Below are 21,970 nucleotides of genomic sequence, written 5' to 3'. Positions count from 1 at the left end.
GGACGATGAAAAAGAGATATGCTTCTATATGGTTTCCCTATTTGACAACCGATTGGCAGAGCAAGCGTAAGCCTGACTTACGGGACCTTCCTTTCGTATTTGCGAGTCCTGTGCATGGGCGCATGCTGATTAAGGCGGCCAATCCTGCCGCCGAGAAACATGCCATTGTACAAGGTATGCTTGTTGCCGATGCGAAAGCTTTTTTCCCCTCGCTAACGGTCTTGGATGAGCGTATAGGTCTTCAAGAAAAGTTATTAAAAGCAATTGGTCTTTGGTGCATCCGCTTTACCCCTATTGTTGCCTTAGATGAGCCCGATGGGCTTATTCTTGATATTAGCGGCTGTGCTCATCTCTGGTCTGGGGAAGAGAAATACTTGCAACATATTGTTTCCCGTTTTGCTCAATATGGCTATGAAGCGCGCATAGCAATAGCCGATAGCATTGGTGCCGCTTGGGCAGTAACACGCTATGGTAAACGAAATAGCATTATTCCCACGGGGCAACAATTGGAAGCCTTATTAAGTCTACCTCCCATGGCACTACGCCTAGAAGTACCTGTTGTTGAACGCATGTATCGCCTCGGCTTAAAACAGATTAAAAGTTTTGTAGGCATGCCTCGTTCAGTTCTACGTCGTCGTTTTGGAGATCATTCAGTCTTAAGATTAGCGCAGGCTTTAGGCTATGAGGAAGAATTTATACTTCCTTTAAAACCTATTGCTCCTTATGAGGATAGATTACCCTGTTTGGAACCAATTAATACCGATAAGGGAATTGAAATTGCCTTAGAGAAATTACTGGAAAGTCTTTGCAATCGACTAGCGAATGAAGGTAAAGGTATCCGAGAGGCTTCATTGACTTGCCATCGTATTGATGGGAAAATCGAACAAATTAGCATTGGCACAAGCCGCTCTACCGCTTATATACCGCATCTATTCAAATTATTCGCGCTCAAAATTTCACAGATTGAACCGGCATTAGGCATAGAACTCTTTGTCTTAGAAGCCAACAAAGTAGAAGATGCCGAAGCGAATCAAGAGATTTTATGGAATACGCGTACAGGCTTAGAAGATAGCGGGCTAACCGAATTGTTAGATCGTTTAAAAAATAGAGATATGGCTTGTGAAATTTTCCGTTACCTGCCAGCCCAACACTATTGGCCTGAGCGCTCCATGCGGCAAGTGGCTTCCATCGCGGAGAAATCGAGTTTCGACTGGCCTTTAGATCGTCCGCGACCAACTCGTCTGCTCGCTCAGCCGGAACGAATTAACGTCACGGCGCCTATCCCCGATTATCCACCTATGGTTTTCCAATATAAGGGACTTCGTCATCTTGTCCGCAAGGCAGATGGCCCCGAGCGTATTGAGCGAGAATGGTGGTTAGATCCGGGAGAACACCGAGATTATTATGCAGTGGAAGATGATAAAGGCCAACGCTACTGGCTATATCGTTCAGGGCATTATGGGGATAAAGAATCGGATCAGTGGTTTATACATGGTTTTTTCGCATAGCAGATGAGTTATATTGAATTACAGGTAACCAGCAATTTCAGCTTTTTGCGAGGTGCTTCTCACCCGGATGAACTGATGGAGCAGGCCGCAAAATTGGGGTATAAAGCCATTGCTATTAACGATAGGAATACTTTTGCTGGCATTGTTCGCGCACATGTGGCGGCAAAGAAACATGCTATTCGTCTGATTCCTTCCTGTCGATTAGATCTAATCGATGGACCTAGCTTGCTTGCTTATCCGACCGATCGCGCTGCCTATGGACGCTTATCTAGTTTATTAACGGTGGGGAATTTACGCGCAGAAAAAGGACAATGTCATCTCTATCGTAAAGATGTATATGCCTATGCCGAGGGGCTAAAGTTTGTCATGCTACCTCCGGAGAAGCTTGACAGCAGCTTTCATATCGATTTGGATTATATAGAAGCACTTCGCGATTATCAAGCTCATCTTGGGGAGCATCTTTATTTAGGTGCGAATCGACTGTATCGCGGGGATGACGCCAAAATATTATTCCGCCTGAATCAATCAGCAAAAGAGCTAAGCGTCAAGTTAGTTGCGCTGGGAGATGTCTACTACCATAGCCCAGAACGCCGCGAGCTTCAAGATATCCTGACCTGCATTCGTGAGAAATGTACAATACATACGGCAGGCTTTAAATTACATGCAAATGCCGAGCGCTATTTGAAACCGGCCGAAGAAATGGAACGTTTATTTCGGACATATCCAGAAGCAATTGATCACAGTGCGGAAATTGCGCAGGCTTGCCAGTTCTCCTTGGACAGCCTAGAATACGTCTATCCTGCAGAATTAGCTCCTGATGGACGAACGCCTCAAGAGGAGCTTATTCGTTTAACCTGGGAGGGTGCCAGATCTAAATTTGGAGACGATATTCCCGAGCATATTCTCAATACCATTCAGATGGAGCTAGACTTTATAGCCCGTAAGAATTATGCTTCTTATTTTCTGACCGTACATGATTATGTTCGCTTTGCTCGAGAGCGAGGGATCCTCTGTCAAGGACGCGGTTCTGCCGCCAACTCAACGGTATGCTTCTGCTTAGGCATAACCTCTGTAGATCCTTCCAAGATTAAATTACTCTTTGCTCGTTTTATGTCGGATGCGCGCGATGAACCACCCGATATTGATGTAGATTTTGAACATGAACGTCGGGAAGAAGTTATTCAATACATCTACGAGAAGTATGGTCGCCATCGGGCCGCCATTGTTGCTACGGTTACACAGGTTCGTTCGAAAGGTGCCCTTCGGGATGTGGCCAAAGCCATGGGGCTTTCCTTAGATGCGGTAGGTCGCTTATCGGGCGTGATTAGTAGCTATTGGGACAATCATATCGATCAGGAGCGATTAATTGAACAAGGCTTTAACCCAGAGGATCCCAATCTACAAAAGGTACTGGAGCTTGCTTATCAGTATATGGGTTTTCCAAGGCAACTGGGGCAGCATACAGGGGGCTTCGTAATTACGCAGGGGAACTTACATGAGCTCTGTCCGCTAATCAATGCACGGATGGAAGGTCGCACAAATTTGGAATGGAATAAGGATGACTTAGAAGCTTTAGGATTCTTAAAAGTGGATGTACTGGCTCTTGGTATGTTAACCTGCATACGGAAGGCTTTCGATTTAGCGAAAGAGCATTACCGTGAAGATTTTACGCTAGCTAACATTAAGCAGGATGATTCGGAAGTTTATGATATGATTTGTAAGGCCGATACCTTAGGTGTGTTTCAGATTGAAAGCCGTGCGCAGATGTCTATGCTTCCGCGTTTACGGCCTCGGGAATTTTATGATTTAGTCATTGAAGTTGCTATTGTTCGTCCTGGCCCGATACAGGGAGATATGGTACATCCTTACCTACGTCGTCGAAATAATGAGGAGCCCGAAGAATATCCGCAAGAGGAGCTTCGTGAAATACTAGGCCGAACCAAAGGTGTCCCGCTATTTCAGGAACAAGCTATGGAGATTGCTATTGTTGCTGCGGGTTTCACACCTGCCGAAGCCGACGAACTCCGCCGCAGTATGGCCACCTTCAAAGCGAAGGGCAAAGTCTCTGCATTTCATAAAAAAATGATTGAAGGTATGGTTAGCCGAGACTATACGGAGGAATTTGCTACACGGGTATTTCGACAATTAGAAGGCTTCGGAAGCTATGGTTTCCCGGAAAGTCATGCTGCTTCATTTGCCTTATTAGTGTATGTTTCTTCTTGGATTAAATGTCATTATCCTGATATCTTCGCCGCCGCTTTATTGAACAGCCAACCTATGGGTTTTTATCAGCCGGCACAGATTATTATTGATGCGCAGAAACATGGTATTGAAGTGCTCCCCATTGATATCAATCTTTCCCAATGGGATCATACTTTGGAAGGGGAAACAGGAGAAAAATGGCATGCACTGCGTTTAGGATTCCGTCAGGTTAGAGGATTACAAGCAGAAGATATCGACATCCTACTTCGAGGTCGGCATAAAGCGTATCAGTCTATTAGTAGTTTAATCGACGCTGGATTAAGTCCTGCTGTTTTAGAAAGGTTAGCCGATGCAGATGCCTTTGGTTCGCTAGGACTTAACCGCCGAGAAGCCCTTTGGGAAATCTCAGCACTCTCCGATAGTCCCATTGCTCTTTTCGAAGGGCAGCCTTCGGAAAGCACAAAAGAAGGCCAAATTGAACTTCCCCTCATCAGCAAAAGTGAGCATGTCGTACAAGATTATTCTTCTACCGCCTTATCAATTAAAGCGCATCCGGTTAGTTTTTTGCGTTCGAAGCTAGACTTATTACATGTGCTACCCACTGGAAAACTAGTAGAAGCGAAGAATGATACATTTGTTAAAGTCTGTGGACTCATCACCGTAAGACAACGTCCAGGCACAGCGAAGGGCGTTCTCTTTGTAACTATAGAGGATGAAACAGGTTTCGCTAATCTAGTAATCTGGGGAACCATTTTTGAGAAGCATAGACGTGAGGTCTTGCGCGCGAAGTTGTTTATGGTAGCGGGCAAAGTACAAAAAGAAGGAGATGTTATTCATGTAATTGCACAGCGTTGTTTTGATGTAAGCGCCATGTTGAAAGACTTAACAGAAGATCAACAGAGTCAAGGAGCTTTCCATAAAGGTCGGAATTTTCATTAGCTTCTATTTTTAGAAGGTTCACCAACTAGCTTCTTGACTAAGCTAGGCATCCGGTTTGATACCCATACATTTTTGAAGAAATTCATCAATTCGATTAATCTCGCTCTTGATGATATAATTATAAATCGCATGCCCCATATTCTGGAGTATATGCATTTCAGACGTTGAAGATCCTACAGCTGTCATCTTTTGATGTAGTGCCTTAGCATAGGCAACATTGATAATTTCGTCTTGATCTCCATGAAAAGTTAAAACAGCTGGAGAGCTCGCATTTACCCCATCCGTATTCGCTAAACCTCCCCATAAATTAACCACACATCGAATAGGAAGAATTTGCTGCTTCGATTGATAGGCCGTATACAGCGCAGTCATTGCTCCGGCCGATCCTCCAGAAATAGCCACTCGATTCGCATCGAGTTTATAAGTCGTCGCATTATCTTTAATCCATTGCAATGCCATTTCCGTATCGGCAGCTGCATGCTTCACTGCAGTCTCCAGTCCTGGATGGAATTTCCCATCCGCGGGAACAGCATCCTTCATATTTACTCCTGCTGAAGCCCCCGCTATCTTATGTTGTCTCAAATACAAGTAATAGTTAATCGATACAACCGCATAGCCTTTCTCTGCTATCTTTTGACATAACAGCACATTCCCTTTTGCGTTTTTATCACCTCCTGCAAACCCTCCGCCATGGATAAAGACTAAAACAGGATAGCTTTTGTTGTTTTCAACCTGTGGAAGATAAAGATCTAATAATCTGTCAGAAGATGTATCTTGTTCGAATCCTTTGGGTTTTTCCGCATAACGCATATTCTGAAAAACTTTCACACTTTGCGCGGACACTTTACCATTCAGCGTAATAATCGCAATGATAATCGTCGAAAATATTAGAACCTTAATAAAAAGGCAGTTTGATTTCATAAGCTTATCGAGTTGAGCAGTTTTTGAGTATGATTTTATTAGCGGTGAAGTAATAAGTTTTGCAGAAGATCAAAAGCTTATCTAAGCTTTCCATTCTTCCAAGTCAGCTTCTCACCCCAAAAAGGAATAATCGTATTTTTACATTTTACGCCAGGAAGATGTTCCAACGTTTTACCTATCGAAGCTTGCCCCTGTGGGTATGGTTTATGTCTCAACTCAATAAGATGAGTTAAAACCGCATAATCGGGTTGCACTTGTCCTTCGTCTGTCCCTAAGAGATTGTTCTCTCTTGGCTCTCCCCAACGCATCACTAGCAAATTAACAGGTCCTTGAACCTTTTTAAAGTTTGCAGGAGTGAATCCAGCATCCCCACAATGCAACATCGAGAAAGAATCAGCATCCTCTCCGCAATCTATTCTGAACATACTGACAAATTTTGGAAATTTAGGATTTGCTAAGTGATCATCCATATCAGAACGGATCGAGAAATTTCCAATTTTATAACTCACAGGTTGCGTAGAATAATAATCAGCACTTCCTTGATAGAAATTAGAAATAACAGGTTTCCCTAATTTACGCATAGCTTCAATTAACTTTACGTTCGCATGATCACCATGATTATGCGTGATAATTAGAAAATCTAAATAGGGTGCGAATTGATCGGCTAACCGATGATCAACATCAATACCAAAACATCCTGATGCCGTTTTTACCACAAAGCCCATATTATACAGCAACCAAACTTCCGCAGTTCCCTTTTTCACATGCTTATTACGAACATCATTGAATATCTTATCAAATCCCTTCCTGTAAGCATATAAAATCGGCACTTTGCGTTCCAATTCTTCCGCCTCGATCTCACTCATATCGAGATAAGCTTTGAATTCTTCTGGCGGATAACTATCGGAGTATTGTTCAATCGTTTTAAGCAATGCTAATCGATCAGAACTCAAATTAAAGGGATTCGTTTTTTCAAATTGTCTCCAGGTTTCAACTGCAGGATTTTCATTATCAGGAGTAGATTTCCTTTCCGTATTACTTTGTGCGAACAGCAGCGTACTGAAAACAAATAGCAAGAATGATAGTAAGATTTTTCTCATTGGTTTTAAAGGCTGTAAACGTTTCTATAAAAATTCCATATGATCAGGTATATTCTAATAGCGCTAACTATCAATAATAAATCTGATAGGGCACCTTCTAAATGAAACGTGTTTTAGGTTGAACTTTTTGCTCACAAACCAATTAAATACTTTGATATAGGAAATCGATATTCGGTCTTTCAAAAAGACGATGAACATGATGAAACTTTAATCAAGTATTGATCTTGATTAGTTCATTGAGCAATTGAAGATAGCAATAATGCGCTAAAATTCAAAAGAGCTAATTTGAGTAATATAATCATCCATACTTAAGTATACGAAGTTTACAATTATTTGAATGTAAGATCGAATAGTTAAAACAAGCTTTTATATAAAAACATCCATTACTATCTATACAAATCCGAATTAATTGAGTTCGTAAACTACCCCTATTTTGGCTATAAATAAAGCGATTATAAAATTTTATATAAAATTATCTACTAAATTAGTAGACTTTAAATATCAATGTCTATCTTTGTGGTAGACATTATTTAGATATTTGTTATTTTCAGCTTTAACCTTACAACAAATGAACGCAAACAACACTGCAAACAGTCATCCAAAAAAACCTGATTTCAGAGATTATAACATCTGGATTTGGCATGGATACATGTGTAGCAATATAGGGTTTTAATATATACCTAAAACAACCAAACCTTCTAACAAAAGGCCCTTTATTAATAGATCGAAGATCAATAGATTGAGATTCGTTCCACACATTTTCAATTAATTTATTAAAAAATATGAAAAGACTTAGGCTGATTATTCAGGCTACCGGGAAGCTATTGCTTTTATTTTTAATAAGCATAGGCTTTGCAAATGCACAAATAAACAACGCACCTATTGTAAATGCTAACACATCGGGGATCGTTATCGACGCAAAAACTAAAGCTCCATTAGAAGGCGTTACTATCCAGCTAGAAGGCGTTACACATAGCGTACAAACCGATAGAAAAGGACAATTTCAATTAGTAACAGGACAAAAGCCACCTTTAAATGTCGTTGTTTCTTTTCTTGGCTATCAATCTAAAACAATTAGTATTGATAAATCTCCTTTTCAAATAGAGTTAGAACCACTTATAGAGAATCTAGATGAGGTTGTTGTTGTCGGTTATGGAACGCAGCGTAAAAGAGACTTAACAGGCGCATCTAGCAATCTAAACCTTAGTAAAGACATTGCTGGACGTGCAGCATCAGAAATTGGTCAAGCGCTCTATGGGCAAATGTCAGGTGTACAAGTCACAGCTGGATCTGGAAAACCTGGCGCCTCAACCAGCATTCAGGTACGAGGTATCAACTCTATTTCAGCTGGCACGGCACCACTTATTGTTGTCGATGGAATCCCTGCCCCAAATTACGACCTCAACTTAATCAACAATGCAGATATCGAATCAATACAGGTATTGAAAGACGCGGCATCATCAGCCATCTACGGATCTCGAGCTGCGAATGGCGTCATCCTAATCAAGACGAAAGCGGGCAAAGCAGGATCCAGCAAATTTGAAGTTAATTATGTTAGCTCACTTCAAGAAGTCATTGACAAAGTCGATGTAATGAATGCGAGTGAATATGCGCAAGCATCTATTGAAGCAGCGCAGAACAGCTGGGTCGATAAGGGCGGTGATCCCAATGCTCCAAATACAATTGCAGCGCGCGGAAGTTATAAATATACTTGGCCAACAGCATTAGAGCATCCAGAGTTACTACCTAATACCAATTTTCAAGATGCCATATACCGCGTAGCCCCATCTAACAAAGTTGACATCGCAGCAAGCGGTGGTGGTGAGCACAGTAACTACAGAGTATCTGGTAGCATTTTAAAAAGAAAAGGGATTGCCTTATTCTCGGATTACGATAAATACAACTTAGGATTTAATACCTCTACGAAAATACTAGATCGACTCGAAATCGGTGGAGCAAGCAATTTAAGTTACGATCAAGAACAGGAACCCTTTAATCGTATGTTCGAATGGGCAGTACAGTACCCTAGCATTTATCCCTTGTATAGCGAAAATGGATATTTAGGAGCCCCATTGAATCAAGCAGGATTTGAAAACTATAATGCCATTTTGTTTCGACCACAGAATGGGCACCCACTCTACCGCAGCACCGATGAGATCAAAAGTAGTCGATTCAATGCTCTTGGAAACATCTATGGACAGTTGGAATTATTAAAAGGTCTAAGCTTCAAATCGGCATTCAATTATTTCTACAATAGAAATGACGGTAGTAACTACCAAGCGAAAGACCACTTGTTAGGCCCCACATATTTCACTGAAGGCGCTATGGCAAAAACGCTAACACAAACCATAAGCTACACCTTTCAAAATTTATTGAACTATGATAAGACATGGGGAAAACATAGCTTACAAGCCCTTTTAGGGACGGAATACAACTATGCAAATTATAGCTTCAATTACCTCGAACGTCGAGGATATGACAATGACTTAGTAAAAGCACTGAGTGCTGGAAAGACTGTATTTGCAGCAGATGATAGAGCATCGAAAACATCATTTATATCTTATTTTGCACGAGCAAACTATGCCTTTTCTGGAAAGTATCTTTTATCTGCGAGTTTACGTCGCGATGGCTCTTCACGATTCGCCTCCAATAAGAAATGGGGAAATTTCCCTGCGGTATCTGTAGGTTGGATTATCTCAGAGGAAGATTTTCTGGATGAAGCAAACTGGCTTAGTAATTTGAAAATCCGCGCAAGTTATGGATTGACAGGAAACGATAAATTTGCCGACTATAAATGGATAGGTCAGATTACACAGGGTCGAGCAGCAATAGGTAATACTCTTCTAACGACCTATTATCCTTCCAGTATTACAAATCCCAATCTACAATGGGAGAAAACCAAACAAGTAAATCTAGGGCTAGATATCGGCTTCTTACATGAGCGTTTTCAAGTAACCATTGATGCATACAAATCGAAATCAGATGGCCTACTCCTCGAAGTTCCAACACCAGTTGTATCCGGCTTTACTACGATATTCAAGAATATTGGTGCAGTCGAGAACAAAGGATTGGAGATCGCTTTAAACAGTCAAAACATACAGAAAGAATCTTTTAAATGGAGTTCTAATTTTAACATCTCTTTTAATAGAAACAAAATTCTTGCCCTTGGTGAGAACAGCACACCTATGGTATTGAGTGGCTCTGTATTTAGTGGCATGCAGAAAATCAACCAAATAGGCAAACCTGTATTTAGCTTTTACGGCTACCAATACGATGGCGTGTATTTGAATCAGGCAGCAATCGATGCAGATCCAGCTCACTATGCAGGCGCAAAACCTGGCGATGGGCGATACAAAGACGTCGATGGGAATGGTCAGCTCAATGAGAACGATCGAACGATCATCGGTAATCCAAATCCGGATTTCATATGGGGATTTACAAACCGCTTCTCCTATAAGAATATAGAGCTTAGTATAGTCCTACAGGGCGTACAAGGCGGGGAATTAATGGATGACAATGTTCATCGATCCTTACTTTATCATGAAGGTCGCAATTATTTAAAAGAACTGAATAATCGATGGAGATCTGAGGAAAATCCAGGAGATGGATACCATTACAAGATCAAAGTAGACGAGAATGGATACGAAAAAACGCCATCGAGCTACTTTCTATTCTCTAAATCTTATTGGCGTCTAAAGGATCTGACGGTTGCTTATACACTTCCAAGTAGACTCTCCGAAAAAATATTAGCAAAATCATTACGTGTCTATTTTAACGGAAACAACCTATTTACACGAAAAGACGCACCAGTTTCTGATCCTGAAGGTTTCTCTGGAAATGCAGATGACGCAAGTCGTCAAGGGATAAGTTCAAACACCTACCCTACGGCAAAAATATATTCTCTAGGACTCAATATTGCATTTTAACCATGAAAAAGAAAACACTATACAAAAGCATTTATGCTCATATTTTATTGCTGTCACTTTGGGGATGTGCTAGTGACAAATTAGATCTATATCCAGAGACTAATTTAACGGCTGGAAATTTCTATACCTCAGAGAACGATTTAACCTTAGCAGCAAATGATGTTTATCGTCAATTATCTAGGTTATACAATTCAGGCGGAATCCCAGACCTCTATGGAGAGTTATATTCTGACAATGTCTATATCAAACAAACAACCGGTGCGCATTCCTTCGGTGAAGATATAAATAAGCACAGTGCAAAATCTGATAACGGCTATATAACAACGGCTTGGAACAATGCGTACAATGCTATTTATATTCTCAATAATATCTTAGATAAATTAAACAACACAAGCATCAGCTTTGCCGATCCTAATCTAAAGACGCGCTTAGAAGCAGAAGCGTTAACCACTCGTGCCTTTTATTACTATCATTTAAGTCAAGCATTTGGCGCCGTTCCCTTTCCATTAAAAGTGGTAACTCCGGACGAGAGTTATGATTACCTACGAGAAGATACCAAAGTCATCTACCAACAGCTCATAAAAGATCTACTTAAGGCGAAGACTGCATTACCAAATTCCTACACCGGAAATAACATTGGTCGATTAACCCGGTCTGCAGCATCGGCAGTACTTGCTAAAGTCTATATTGCAGCTGGAAATAAAGAGGAAGCAAAGAAAGAACTTCAAGAGATTATTCAAAGTGGATTGTATTCATTAGACGCAAACAGCGATGGTAAAATCAACATCGCAGACTACGAATATATTTTCAAAGCAAGCACAAAGAACTCTAAAGAATCTATACTAGAAATTCAATATTTAGCAGGCCAAAACAACGTCAATAGTACACATCAAACCGATTACGCGCCTTGGGACTTCGCTTTTCATCTTCCGAATATCAACACGACGTTTAGAGGGAATGGACTAAACACCCCTTCCAATAACCTAATTGCAGAATATGAAACAAACGACGCTAGAAAAAACCTTTCCTTACAACTAGGATTCACCAATCTGCAAACGAATAAATTCATTGATTTCCCTTACACAATCAAATTCTTTGATCCCGATTTTCTCTATCCAGGGCAAAATGTTGAAGCTATTCGATATGCAGATATTCTACTGCTCTATGCGGAACTTTCTGGAGAAGCAACCTACCTTAATCAGGTTCGGGAAAGAGCTGGACTCGCCCCTTTTGGCTCATCAGACTATCCAAACAACAAATATGCTACGTTGAGTTTAGCAATTGAGCATGAACGTAGAATAGAGCTAGCTTTTGAATTCCACCGATTTTACGACTTAGTGCGAACAGGAAGAGCAGATCAGGTACTTAAAGCCAACGGCATTAACACGAGCAAACTGCTATTTCCAATACCGCTAAGTGCTATAGATGCTAATCCAGGTCTCACTCAAAACCCTTAATATCATGAAAAAAACGCTCTTGATTTGCATCGTCTCATTTGTGCCCTTCCTACAAACATTGGCTCAATCAGCGGAGTCGCGACCGAATATTTTATGGATAGTCAGCGAGGATAACAGTCCTTTTATTGGAGCCTATGGTGACATTGTTGCTCATACTCCGAATATCGATGGCCTAGCAGAAAAGGGCTTATTATTTAATAATGCGTATTGTACTGCTGCCGTTTGTGCGCCATCACGCTCGACCCTTATTACAGGCATGTACCCCGCGAGTCTAGGAACGGAAAATATGAGAAGTAGCTATCCTGTACCTGATTTCGTTAAATTTTTCCCTAAGTACCTACGAGAGGCGGGCTATTATACATCAAACAATGCTAAAAAAGATTACAACAGCGCCGATCAGATCGATGCATGGGATGAATCAAGCAAAACGGCAACCTATCAAAACAGAAAAAATGGGCAGCCCTTCTTTGCCGTTTTCAATATAGAGATCTCCCATGAGAGCTCAATCTTTGGCGAAGATGGAAAGGCGAAGATGCGCAAGCGCTTTGGCTTACCCCCGGAGAAAGAAGTCAAAAACTCGAATCAATCGCCAAGACACAACGCACAGGAGATTAAGATTCCAGCATATTTACCCAAAACCCCAGAAATGTTGCATGATTGGGCCCTTTACTATGATAAAATCGAAGAGATGGATTATCGTGTCGGAGAATTGTTGCAACAGCTGAAGAAGGATGGCCTAGACGAAGAAACAATTGTTTTTTATTACGCCGACAATGGTGGAGTATTAGGACGAAGTAAACGATTTATGTATGAATCAGGACTTCATATCCCACTCGTCGTTCATATCCCTGAAAAATATAAAAACTTAAATCCCTACAAACAGCAAAACAAAATAAACAGACTTGTCGACTTTACGGATTTTGCACCGACAGTATTACAACTAGCGGGTGTCAACATCCCTGATTATTTCCAAGGAAAACCCTTCCTAGGTGCTACAGACATAAGTCAGGATAAAGATTATGCCTTCGGATCCAGAGGAAGAATGGACGAACGAATAGATCTAGTGAGGACTATTCGAAGTGGAAATTACAGATATGTACGAAATTTCATGCCGCATAGACCCTATGGACAACATCTTAATTTCCTTTGGTTAGCAAGCTCTATTCAATCTTGGGAAAAAGCATTCAAAGAAGGAAAATTGACTGAAGTGCAGGCTAGATTCTTTAAACCAAAGCCTACGGAAGAATTATATGACATCGCCAAAGATCCTGATAATATCCATAATCTGGCGACTGACCCTAACTACAAAGCAGTTCTTGAGGACCTTCGTAAAGAAACAAAAGCTCATTTACTAACGATTAAGGATGTAGGCTTTATTCCAGAGAGCGCCATAGCTTCGATTAGTGGAGGCCAGCCACTTTATGATTTTGCGAGATCAGGCAATTATAACTTAACTGCTGTAATCGAGCGTGCCTATCTTGCTAGCAGTAATGACGAAACGGCACTTCCGACACTTCTTAAAGGCTTAAACGATCAAGACCCGTTGATTCGATACTGGTCTGCAACGGGCCTACTTATTTTGAATAATCAATCGGTAAGCACTAGCAATGTGCTCCGTCATCACCTTTATGACGATGCTCCTTACGTGCGATTAGTTATAGCCGAACAGCTTTATAAATCAGGCTTCTTTGATGCAATCGAAGTATTAGCTTCAGCTTTAGATAATCAAGATCCGATGGTCCGTATTCAAGCACTCAACAGTTTGCAGGAAACGCGAGCGGAACATCTTAAACCCTATCACGAATCGATCAAGCGGATAAGCGAAAATAAGGATAGTGAATACGAACTAAATCTAGCCAATTACCTATTGGAGTCGAAGTTTAATGAAAACATTTAGGTTGAAATCTTATGAAAAAAAACAAAATATACATTCCGTTCATAGCTGTCTTGCTATGTTTAGCTCAGGGAAGTTTCGCACAAACGAATAGCTCTCCGAATATCATTTTGATTATCGCAGATGACGTCAGTTGGGATGATATCGCTGCTTACGGAAATACGAAAATTAAAACACCAAATATTGACCGTTTAGCTAACTCAGGGGTAAAATTCGAAAATGCTTTTTTAGTCACTAGTTCCTGTAGTCCAAGTCGAACAAGCATTTTGACAGGACGATATCCGCATAACACGGGTGCCGCCGAGCTACATACGGAATTAGGACCGGAGCAAGTCTTGTTGCCCGCGGAACTTAAAAAGGCGGGCTATTATACAGCCTTAGCAGGAAAATGGCATGAAGGCAAAGAGACAGCGAAAGCCTACGATACCCTCCTTGTTAATAAGAAGGAAAACGGTGAAGGTGGCGAAGAACAATGGCTATCCCTTCTTCGGAACTCCTTCGGAGATAAGCCCTTCTTTTTGTGGCTAGCGTCATACGATGCACATCGCGATTGGTCGGCAGATTCAACTTTTGATCATGTCTATCAAAACGAGGAGGTATCGGTTCCTCCGACACTCGTCGACGATGAGCAGACTCGCCGCGATCTCGTCTCTTATTATAATGAGATTACGCGATTGGACCTCTATGTTGGGAAAATATGGAAGGAACTAGAAGATTCAGGACAATTAAACAACACCATTATTATTTTTATGGCTGATAATGGCCGTCCTTTTCCTGGAAGTAAAACCAGGCTTACAGATCGAGGCATAAAAACTCCGCTACTGCTACATTGGCCAAACGGTATCAAAGGAAATCAATCTATTCAAGCGTTGGTTAGCAGTATCGATATCAGTGCTACCATCTTAGACATTGTCAACGTAGAAATACCAGCAAACTTCCAAGGAAAGAGCTTTGCTTCGCTTTTCAACAGCGATCCGCATACCACATTTAGAAACTATGTCTTCGCAGAACATAATTGGCACGACTACGAGGCTTATGAACGTTCCGTTCGCACAAAAGATTTTCTTTACATCAAAAATATACGCCCTCAATTTACTAATGACGGACCGATTGATGCAAACCAAAGCCCTTCAGCTAATTCCTTGAAGTTGGGACAAAAGAACGGTTCATTGAGCAAACTGCAAGCTGAACCCTACTTATCTTCAAGGCCTAAAGAAGAATTCTACGTTTTGAAAGACGACAGTTTGCAAGTTAATAATCAGATTGATAACCCTGCTTTCAAGGATGAAATCAAAAACTTACGTACGGTTTTAACGCAGTGGCAACGAGAAACAGGAGACTCTGAACCTTCGTTACTAACCCCTCATTGGTATGATAAGAATACAGCGAAGCCGCTTCCTAAGAAAGGTCAACGTGGAGAAATGCCAGGCAAGAAAAACAATGCCAACTTGAATTTGAATCCTGGACCATTTTAATCTTCTACATAGCGATGAAATCTATTTCAATTTACACATGTTTCTTAAGCCTAATTTTCAACTGTCTAGTATTGAAAGGACAGGAAAGACCAAACATCTTATTGATCATGTCGGACAATCAATCTTGGAACCACCTGGGCGCCTACGGAGACTCGGTGATTAAAACCCCAAATATTGATCAAGTCGCTCAGAAAGGTATAATTTACAGCAATGTATTCTGTGGATCGCCTTCGTGCACGCCCTCTCGTGCTGGATTATTAACCGGACAAGACATTTATCGTTTAAAAGAGGGGGCGAATTTATGGGGGATATTGCCCAAAGAATTTGATAGTTACGTTGATTTACTTGAAAAATCGGGCTACCAAGTTGGCTATGAAGGCAAAGGTTGGGGACCTGGCAACATTGAAGCTTCGGGACGGAGCCGAAATCCTGGCGGAGACCTTTATGCTGATTTTGAAACCTTCCTTAAGAAAAATGAAGATAACGGACAGTCGCCTTGGCATTATTGGTTTAGTAGCAAGCATCCGCATCGACCTTTCAAAACCGGCAGTGGAAAAGAAAGTGGAATGGCAATCGACAAAATAAAAGTTCCTCCCTATCTACCCGATAGCAAGGAAGTGAGAGAGGATATAGCCGATTATTACTATGCTATTCAAGAATTCGACCAAGAGGTTGGCCAACTGTTAGCGACATTAAAAAACAATGGACAAGAGAAGAATACGCTGATTATCATCTGTAGCGATAATGGATGGCAAATGCCGCGTGGCTTGGCGAATGTTTACGATGCAGGCGCTCGAGTTCCATTAATCTTTAATTGGTCAGGAAATATAACAGCAGGAAAGGCGGAACAGCTAGTCAATCTAAACCAATTAGCCCCAACAATTTTAAAAGCTGCTGGACTACCGATTCCAACTGACATGACCGCCCAAGCTATAGATTTCATTGATAAAGCTGAAAATACAGAGGACTTTATCATCATGGCAAGAGAACGGCATGCGCTTGTTCGAAAGAATGGATTAGGATACCCTGTCAGGGCAATCCGTACAGCGGAATATCTCTACATTCTAAATCTGGAAAGCGAGCGTTGGCCAGCGGGAGAACCACCGCTCTTTGGCGATGTGGATGCTCATATGCTACATTATCCCTCAGCATCGAAAATATTCATTTTAGCGAACAAAAATAATCCGAAATATAAACGCTTCTTCGAGTATGCATTCGAAAAAAGACCAGAAGAAGAACTGTATAAACTAGCAACTGATCCTGATCAACTAATAAATCTTGCGAACAAGAAAGAATATCATCACGAAAAAGAAAAGTTGAAGCAAAGACTCATTGCTTATTTGAAAAGTACCGGAGACCCTCGCTTTACTGGAGGCTCAATCATTTGGGATGAATCGACGTATTATCAAAAGCGCGACTTTAATCCCAAACCTAGCGAGGAAGCTAGGAAAGCATTAAATCTAGAAAAAGAATACCATTACTTTGAGAATAAATAAAACGCTATCATATATTCTTAATAAGGACTTGAATTACATCAAATTTGGATAAAACATCAATACAATCTTTAAGTATTTCTTCAAGTCCTTTCGCAATAACTTCAATGCCATCTGAATTCTATAATCGACAGTTTTTGATGAAACCCCCAACTTCTCCGCAATCTCCTTGTAGGTGAGATCCTCATAGCGATTCAGTGTAAAGGCCTCTTTGAATTTCTCAGGCAGACGATCTATTGATTTTTTAACAATTTCTTCTAATTCCTTTTCAAAATAAAAATCGGTAGAATCTTGGGAGAACTCTGCCAATAGACTTAATTGATAAAAGCTACTTGCCTTACTAGACTGGTTGCGAATAAGTGTCAGACAGCGATTTTTACAAGAGATAAACAAGTAGCCCTTAAATGTGCTTTGTATGTTTAAATCCTCGCGATTCTTCCAAATGTACAGCCATAACTCCTGTACAATTTCTTCCGCATCTGGTTTTTCGACAAATTGTTTGCAATAAGCAATAAGAGCCTTATAATAATGATGAAACAACATCTCATAGGCATCCTCACTGCTTTCAGTAAGCTTATTTAACAGAAGTTTCTCTGTGAAATCATCAATCATAAAAAATTTTCAGTTTTTTTTAGGACATCCCTATAGGTTATGCGTCTTACTTTAAAACAATCGCAAAAGTGGATAAAAATAACTACAATATAAATGAACTCTATGTTAAGTTTATAAAAAGAAATATAAACGATCAGGAGTTAACTGAACTCAAGTCGTGGATAGCAGCGTCGAATGAGAATAAAAAAGATCTTTGGGAATTTTGCAAGTTCTACCACGCGTTAGATGCTTACACGACAATAGTTGAAACTGATTCCTCAAAAGCCTTTTCTAAAATTAAAGGTAGTTTAAAAGAACCAAAAGAAAAAGTTTCCCGACTCTTCATGCTGCAACGTGTTGCGGCGGCACTCTTCCTTCCGCTATTAGCCTTCAGTTTATACGTATTTACTCAACAAAGAGCTGCCGAGACGTCATCAATCGTATACACGACTAACCCGGGCATGATTGCCCAAATCACATTGAATGATAGTTCTAAAGTCTGGTTGAATGCGGATAGTAGACTTGAAGTGTCAAAGAACTTTAAAACGAATAGAAAAGTTCGCCTAGATGGAGAAGCATTTTTTGAAGTGACCAAAGATAAAAAGCATGAGTTTGAAGTACAAACTCCACACGATGCCAAAATAACTGTTCTTGGAACTAAATTCAATGTGGATGCCTATGGAAAGAATAAGATGGTAAAAGCAACACTTGAGGAAGGAAAAGTAGCATTTACGTATAAAGAAGATGGCGTTTATAAAAAAGTAATACTGCAGCCGACAGAATCAATCGTCTATAATAGCTCGCTTCAAAAAGTTGTTCCAAATCAAACCAATATGGAAACGAGCATCGCTTGGAAAGATAACCGCATCGTCCTGAAAAACACAAGTATGGAAGACTTATCTGACATTCTATATAAGCGTTTCGACGTCAAATTTGTCTTAAAAACCAAAGCGCTATCGAAAGAACGCTTCACAGGTGAGCTAGACACCCAAACACTACAATCGGTATTAGATTATCTAAAAATTTCTTCTGGTATCCACTATCAAATTGTAGAATCCTTAGACAAGCATACTATAGTAGAATTATCAAAATAAAAACGAAAAATGAAAAAGAGTTTTCCGCCTTAATGACGAAGATCATTTTACATGACAGAATAGAATTAAAAGATTAATTAACAGACCAATATAACTTAATATGAAATTTAGAGGACTTACTCTATTCCTAGGTATTTTATGCTTTAGCTATTGCTTCGCGCAACAGAAAAAATATTCACTCAACCAGGATAACAAGAGTTTACAAGAAGTTATTAAACAAATTGAGACTGAAACCGGTCATCGATTCTTCTTTAATAACAATCAAATCGACCTTTCGAAAAAGGTTTCAATCCATCAAAATAACAAATCCATCGACGCTATATTGAGCGAGATATTTGCTGGCACAAATATCGGTTATCAGTTTAAGGACAATAACATCATTCTTTCTCGTAAAGCACAACAGGAACAGACTGTACAGATTAACGGTCAGATTAGGGATATCGAGTTGAATCCAGTTGGTGGGGCAACCATTTCAACAGGTACAAATACAAGTAGAAGTAATCAAGACGGATCTTTTACTATCCAAGCCCCTGTTAACGGCACCTTAAAGATTTCCTATTTAGGTTTTAAAACTCAGCATATTCCAATTAATCAAAAGACTACGATTGTTGTGAATTTGGTTTCAGACGCAGAAAGCATCGATGAGGTTGTGGTGACAGCATTGGGTGTTAAGCGTGAACAGAAGGCTTTAGGTTACGCTGTTCAAAAAGTAGATGGTCAAGCTTTATCCACCGCTAAAGGCGTCGATGTTGCTACTTCTTTGACTGGACGTGTTGCGGGCATGAGCGTAAAGAACAGTACTGAATTCAACACTGCACCGACAATTAACGTGCGTGGAATGTCTCCACTTATCGTAATAGATGGTGTAGCAACCCAATTTGTTAGCCTGCGCGATATCCCGGCCGACGACATTGAAGATATTACGGTACTTAAAGGAGCTTCAGCTTCCGCGTTGTATGGTGCTCGTGGGGGCTCGGGCGCGATTATGGTCACCACGAAAAAAAGCAAACTTAAAGGATTAGATGTACAAATAAACAGCAGTAATATGTTTACGTCCGGCTATGTTGCCATGCCCAAGGTACAAGGTTCATATAGCTCGGGGCAAGGGGGCAAATACGCTGCCGGAAGTTATGTTTGGGGAGACAAGCTCGATATCGGACGAACTGTTCAAATGTATAATCCAATAACTATGGAAACCGAAGAGCAAGAATTGGTATCCAAAGGAAAAGACAATTTGAGTAACTTTCAACGACCTAGTTATATCCTGAACAACAATATCAGTATCTCTCAACGCGGAGATCATGGGGGCGTGCGCGCTTCATTGACCCATGTGTTCAATCAAGGGCAATATGAAAATAATCATCTAAATAAGGTTACTTATTTAGTAAACGGAGACATGACGTCCGGAGACTTCAAATTCGAAGGTGGTTTAAATTATAATAAACGCTTCTATCCAAATATGGGTGCAACAGGATATGGTGGTGGCGGTATTCTTTATAATTTAAATGTTTGGTCTGGTACTGAATACGATATTCGCGACTACAAGAATTATTGGAAAACTCCTGATGAGCAACAGAATTGGATGGATCAGTCTTGGTATGATAACCCTTATTATATTGTTAATGAGATTATCCATAAAAGTGATTACAATATTCTAAACGGCTTTCTTAACACACAATATAAGTCTGGTGACTGGTTAACAATCAATGCTAGATTAGGATCCGATTTCTATTCAAGCCAAGATAAATATCAAAATCCTATTGGAGCTGTCGGTGGCTGGAATCGACTAGGTTATTTCTCTACGACTCGAGCAGGGGGATACAGTGTCAACGGGGATCTAATGGCAACGGTAAGAAAACAAATCAATGATTTTCAGCTAGAAGGCTTCATCGGGACCGGTATAAACTACCGTAACAACGACAGCCAAAATGGCACAACAGCTGGTGGGTTAAGTGTCCCTGGGTTTTACTCTTTAAAAGCATCCGTTAGTCCAGCGACAACTAGTTCTTCATTAACAAGAAGACAGGACAATGCCTTATATGGTCGTTTTACAGGATCTTGGAAAAACCGCGTTTTTCTTGAAGTTACTGGAAGAAATGATTGGAGCTCGACACTTGATAATGAAAACAATTCTTTCTTCTACCCTTCGGTTTCCTCGAGTGTTGTGGTTTCAGATTTCTTTAATCTTCCCGAGGCAATCAATTTTTGGAAAATTCGAGGTGCTTGGACTAGAACCAAGTATGCCCCTGGCATTTATGAAATAAATCAGCAATACAGTATCGCGAGTGATGTATGGCAAGGATTAGGAACTGCAACCTATCCAACTATATTACGTAGTCGATCAATTATGCCTGAGACGATTGATTCATGGGAAATAGGTTCCGAGATTCATCTTATTAAAGATAGAATTAACCTAGATTTCACCTACTATAATACCCTGAAATATAACCAACAACGAAATGCTTCTATCAGTAATGCATCTGGATTTAATCAAACTCAAATCAATATCAAAGAAGATCTGCGAAGAAAAGGATTTGAAATTGCATTAAATGCGAATGTTATAAAACATGAAGATTTCAATTGGAGTAGCCGAATAAACTGGTCAAAAGACAACTACTACTATGATAATATTGACCCAGACTATTCTACCGATAAACCGTGGGTAAGAAATGGTGCGCGTTGGGATTGGTATGGCATTTACGATTGGGAAAGAGATCCTTCAGGTAATCTTATTCACTATGGCGGACTACCCAAAGTAAGCAACTACCAAAGCGTTGCTGGATTTACGGACCCTGACTTTATATGGGGCTGGTCGAATACGTTCAATTACAAAAACTTCACCTTGAATTTCTCTTTTGACGGTCGTGTAGGAGGTGTAATGCATAGTGTTACTGATCAAGCAATGTGGAATTCTGGTAGCCATCCAGATAGTGATAACGAATATCGGTACGACATGGTTGTAAATGGAAACAAAAACTATGTTGGTAATGGCGTTAAAATTGTATCCGGAAGTGTCGATTATGACAACTATGGAAATATCACTCGTGACGATCGCGTATTTGCGGACAATGATATGGGCGTTTCCTATGAATCCTATTCAATCCGTATGGCTCCGTATATTGGAAGTCCAAGATCTCAGTTTGTATATTCACAAACTTTTCTAAAGCTGAGAGATCTAAGCTTAATTTATAAACTTCCTTCAAACATAACTAGTAAAATAAAGGCAAGACAAGCTTCTATTGGCATCATTGGACAAAACTTATGGCTGTGGTCTAAGAAATTTAAATACTCAGATCCTGATCTAGGAACAGAGAATCTTAACTCGGCATCTATAAGATATATCGGAGGAAATATTAATATCCAATTTTAA

Annotated in this window: 12 protein-coding genes; 9 read left to right on the top strand and 3 right to left on the bottom strand. The window is 40.3% G+C overall.

Annotated features, from left to right (window positions below; translation table 11 throughout):
- Positions 1-5 precede the first annotated feature (5 nt).
- Complete coding sequence (locus GFH32_RS04335) at positions 6-1,508, top strand: Y-family DNA polymerase (RefSeq protein ID WP_153509908.1); 1,503 nt, start codon at positions 6-8, stop codon at positions 1,506-1,508.
- Between the two features lie 3 nt (positions 1,509-1,511).
- Positions 1,512-4,649, top strand: coding sequence for an error-prone DNA polymerase (locus GFH32_RS04330; RefSeq protein WP_153509907.1), 3,138 nt, complete (start codon positions 1,512-1,514; stop codon positions 4,647-4,649).
- 42 nt (positions 4,650-4,691) lie between these two features.
- Here GFH32_RS04330 and GFH32_RS04325 read toward each other — a convergent pair whose 3' ends face one another.
- Positions 4,692-5,570: an alpha/beta hydrolase gene (locus GFH32_RS04325; RefSeq protein ID WP_153509906.1), complete on the bottom strand. Its 879-nt coding sequence runs from the start codon at positions 5,568-5,570 to the stop codon at positions 4,692-4,694.
- A 77-nt stretch (positions 5,571-5,647) separates the two neighbouring features.
- Positions 5,648-6,670: an MBL fold metallo-hydrolase gene (locus GFH32_RS04320; RefSeq protein WP_153509905.1), complete on the bottom strand. Its 1,023-nt coding sequence runs from the start codon at positions 6,668-6,670 to the stop codon at positions 5,648-5,650.
- 782 nt (positions 6,671-7,452) lie between these two features.
- On the opposite strand from GFH32_RS04320, the gene GFH32_RS04315 reads away from it, so the two are divergent.
- From GFH32_RS04315 to GFH32_RS04295, 5 genes are read left to right on the top strand one after another with little or no spacing between them, the layout of a single operon-like run.
- Positions 7,453-10,596 carry a SusC/RagA family TonB-linked outer membrane protein gene (locus tag GFH32_RS04315; protein WP_153509904.1) on the top strand — a complete coding sequence of 1,048 codons (3,144 nt, stop codon included), beginning with the start codon at positions 7,453-7,455 and terminating at the stop codon, positions 10,594-10,596.
- A 2-nt stretch (positions 10,597-10,598) separates the two neighbouring features.
- Positions 10,599-12,053, top strand: a complete 1,455-nt coding sequence (locus GFH32_RS04310; RefSeq protein ID WP_153509903.1) for a RagB/SusD family nutrient uptake outer membrane protein — start codon at positions 10,599-10,601, stop codon at positions 12,051-12,053.
- A gap of 4 nt (positions 12,054-12,057) precedes the next feature.
- Positions 12,058-13,950 carry a sulfatase-like hydrolase/transferase gene (locus tag GFH32_RS04305; protein ID WP_160366785.1) on the top strand — a complete coding sequence of 631 codons (1,893 nt, stop codon included), beginning with the start codon at positions 12,058-12,060 and terminating at the stop codon, positions 13,948-13,950.
- An 11-nt stretch (positions 13,951-13,961) separates the two neighbouring features.
- Complete coding sequence (locus GFH32_RS04300; protein WP_153509901.1) at positions 13,962-15,422, top strand: sulfatase family protein; 1,461 nt, start codon at positions 13,962-13,964, stop codon at positions 15,420-15,422.
- Positions 15,423-15,436: 14 nt separating this feature from the next.
- Positions 15,437-16,918 carry a sulfatase family protein gene (locus GFH32_RS04295; protein WP_153509900.1) on the top strand — a complete coding sequence of 494 codons (1,482 nt, stop codon included), beginning with the start codon at positions 15,437-15,439 and terminating at the stop codon, positions 16,916-16,918.
- Between the two features lie 33 nt (positions 16,919-16,951).
- On the opposite strand, the gene GFH32_RS04290 is transcribed toward GFH32_RS04295, so the two are convergent.
- A complete protein-coding gene (locus GFH32_RS04290) occupies positions 16,952-17,527 on the bottom strand; it encodes an RNA polymerase sigma-70 factor (protein ID WP_153509899.1) in 576 nt (191 codons plus the stop codon).
- 68 nt (positions 17,528-17,595) lie between these two features.
- Here GFH32_RS04290 and GFH32_RS04285 point away from each other — a divergent pair, with 68 nt between their 5' ends.
- A complete protein-coding gene (locus tag GFH32_RS04285; protein ID WP_153509898.1) occupies positions 17,596-18,600 on the top strand; it encodes a FecR family protein in 1,005 nt (334 codons plus the stop codon).
- Between the two features lie 100 nt (positions 18,601-18,700).
- Positions 18,701-21,970, top strand: a complete 3,270-nt coding sequence (locus tag GFH32_RS04280) for a SusC/RagA family TonB-linked outer membrane protein (protein WP_153509897.1) — start codon at positions 18,701-18,703, stop codon at positions 21,968-21,970.

It is taken from the genome of Sphingobacteruim zhuxiongii, assembly GCF_009557615.1.
GTDB classification, from domain to species: Bacteria; Bacteroidota; Bacteroidia; order Sphingobacteriales; family Sphingobacteriaceae; genus Sphingobacterium; species Sphingobacterium zhuxiongii.
Note: the sequence above shows the minus strand (reverse complement) of the source record. Positions and strands in the feature narration are given on the sequence as shown.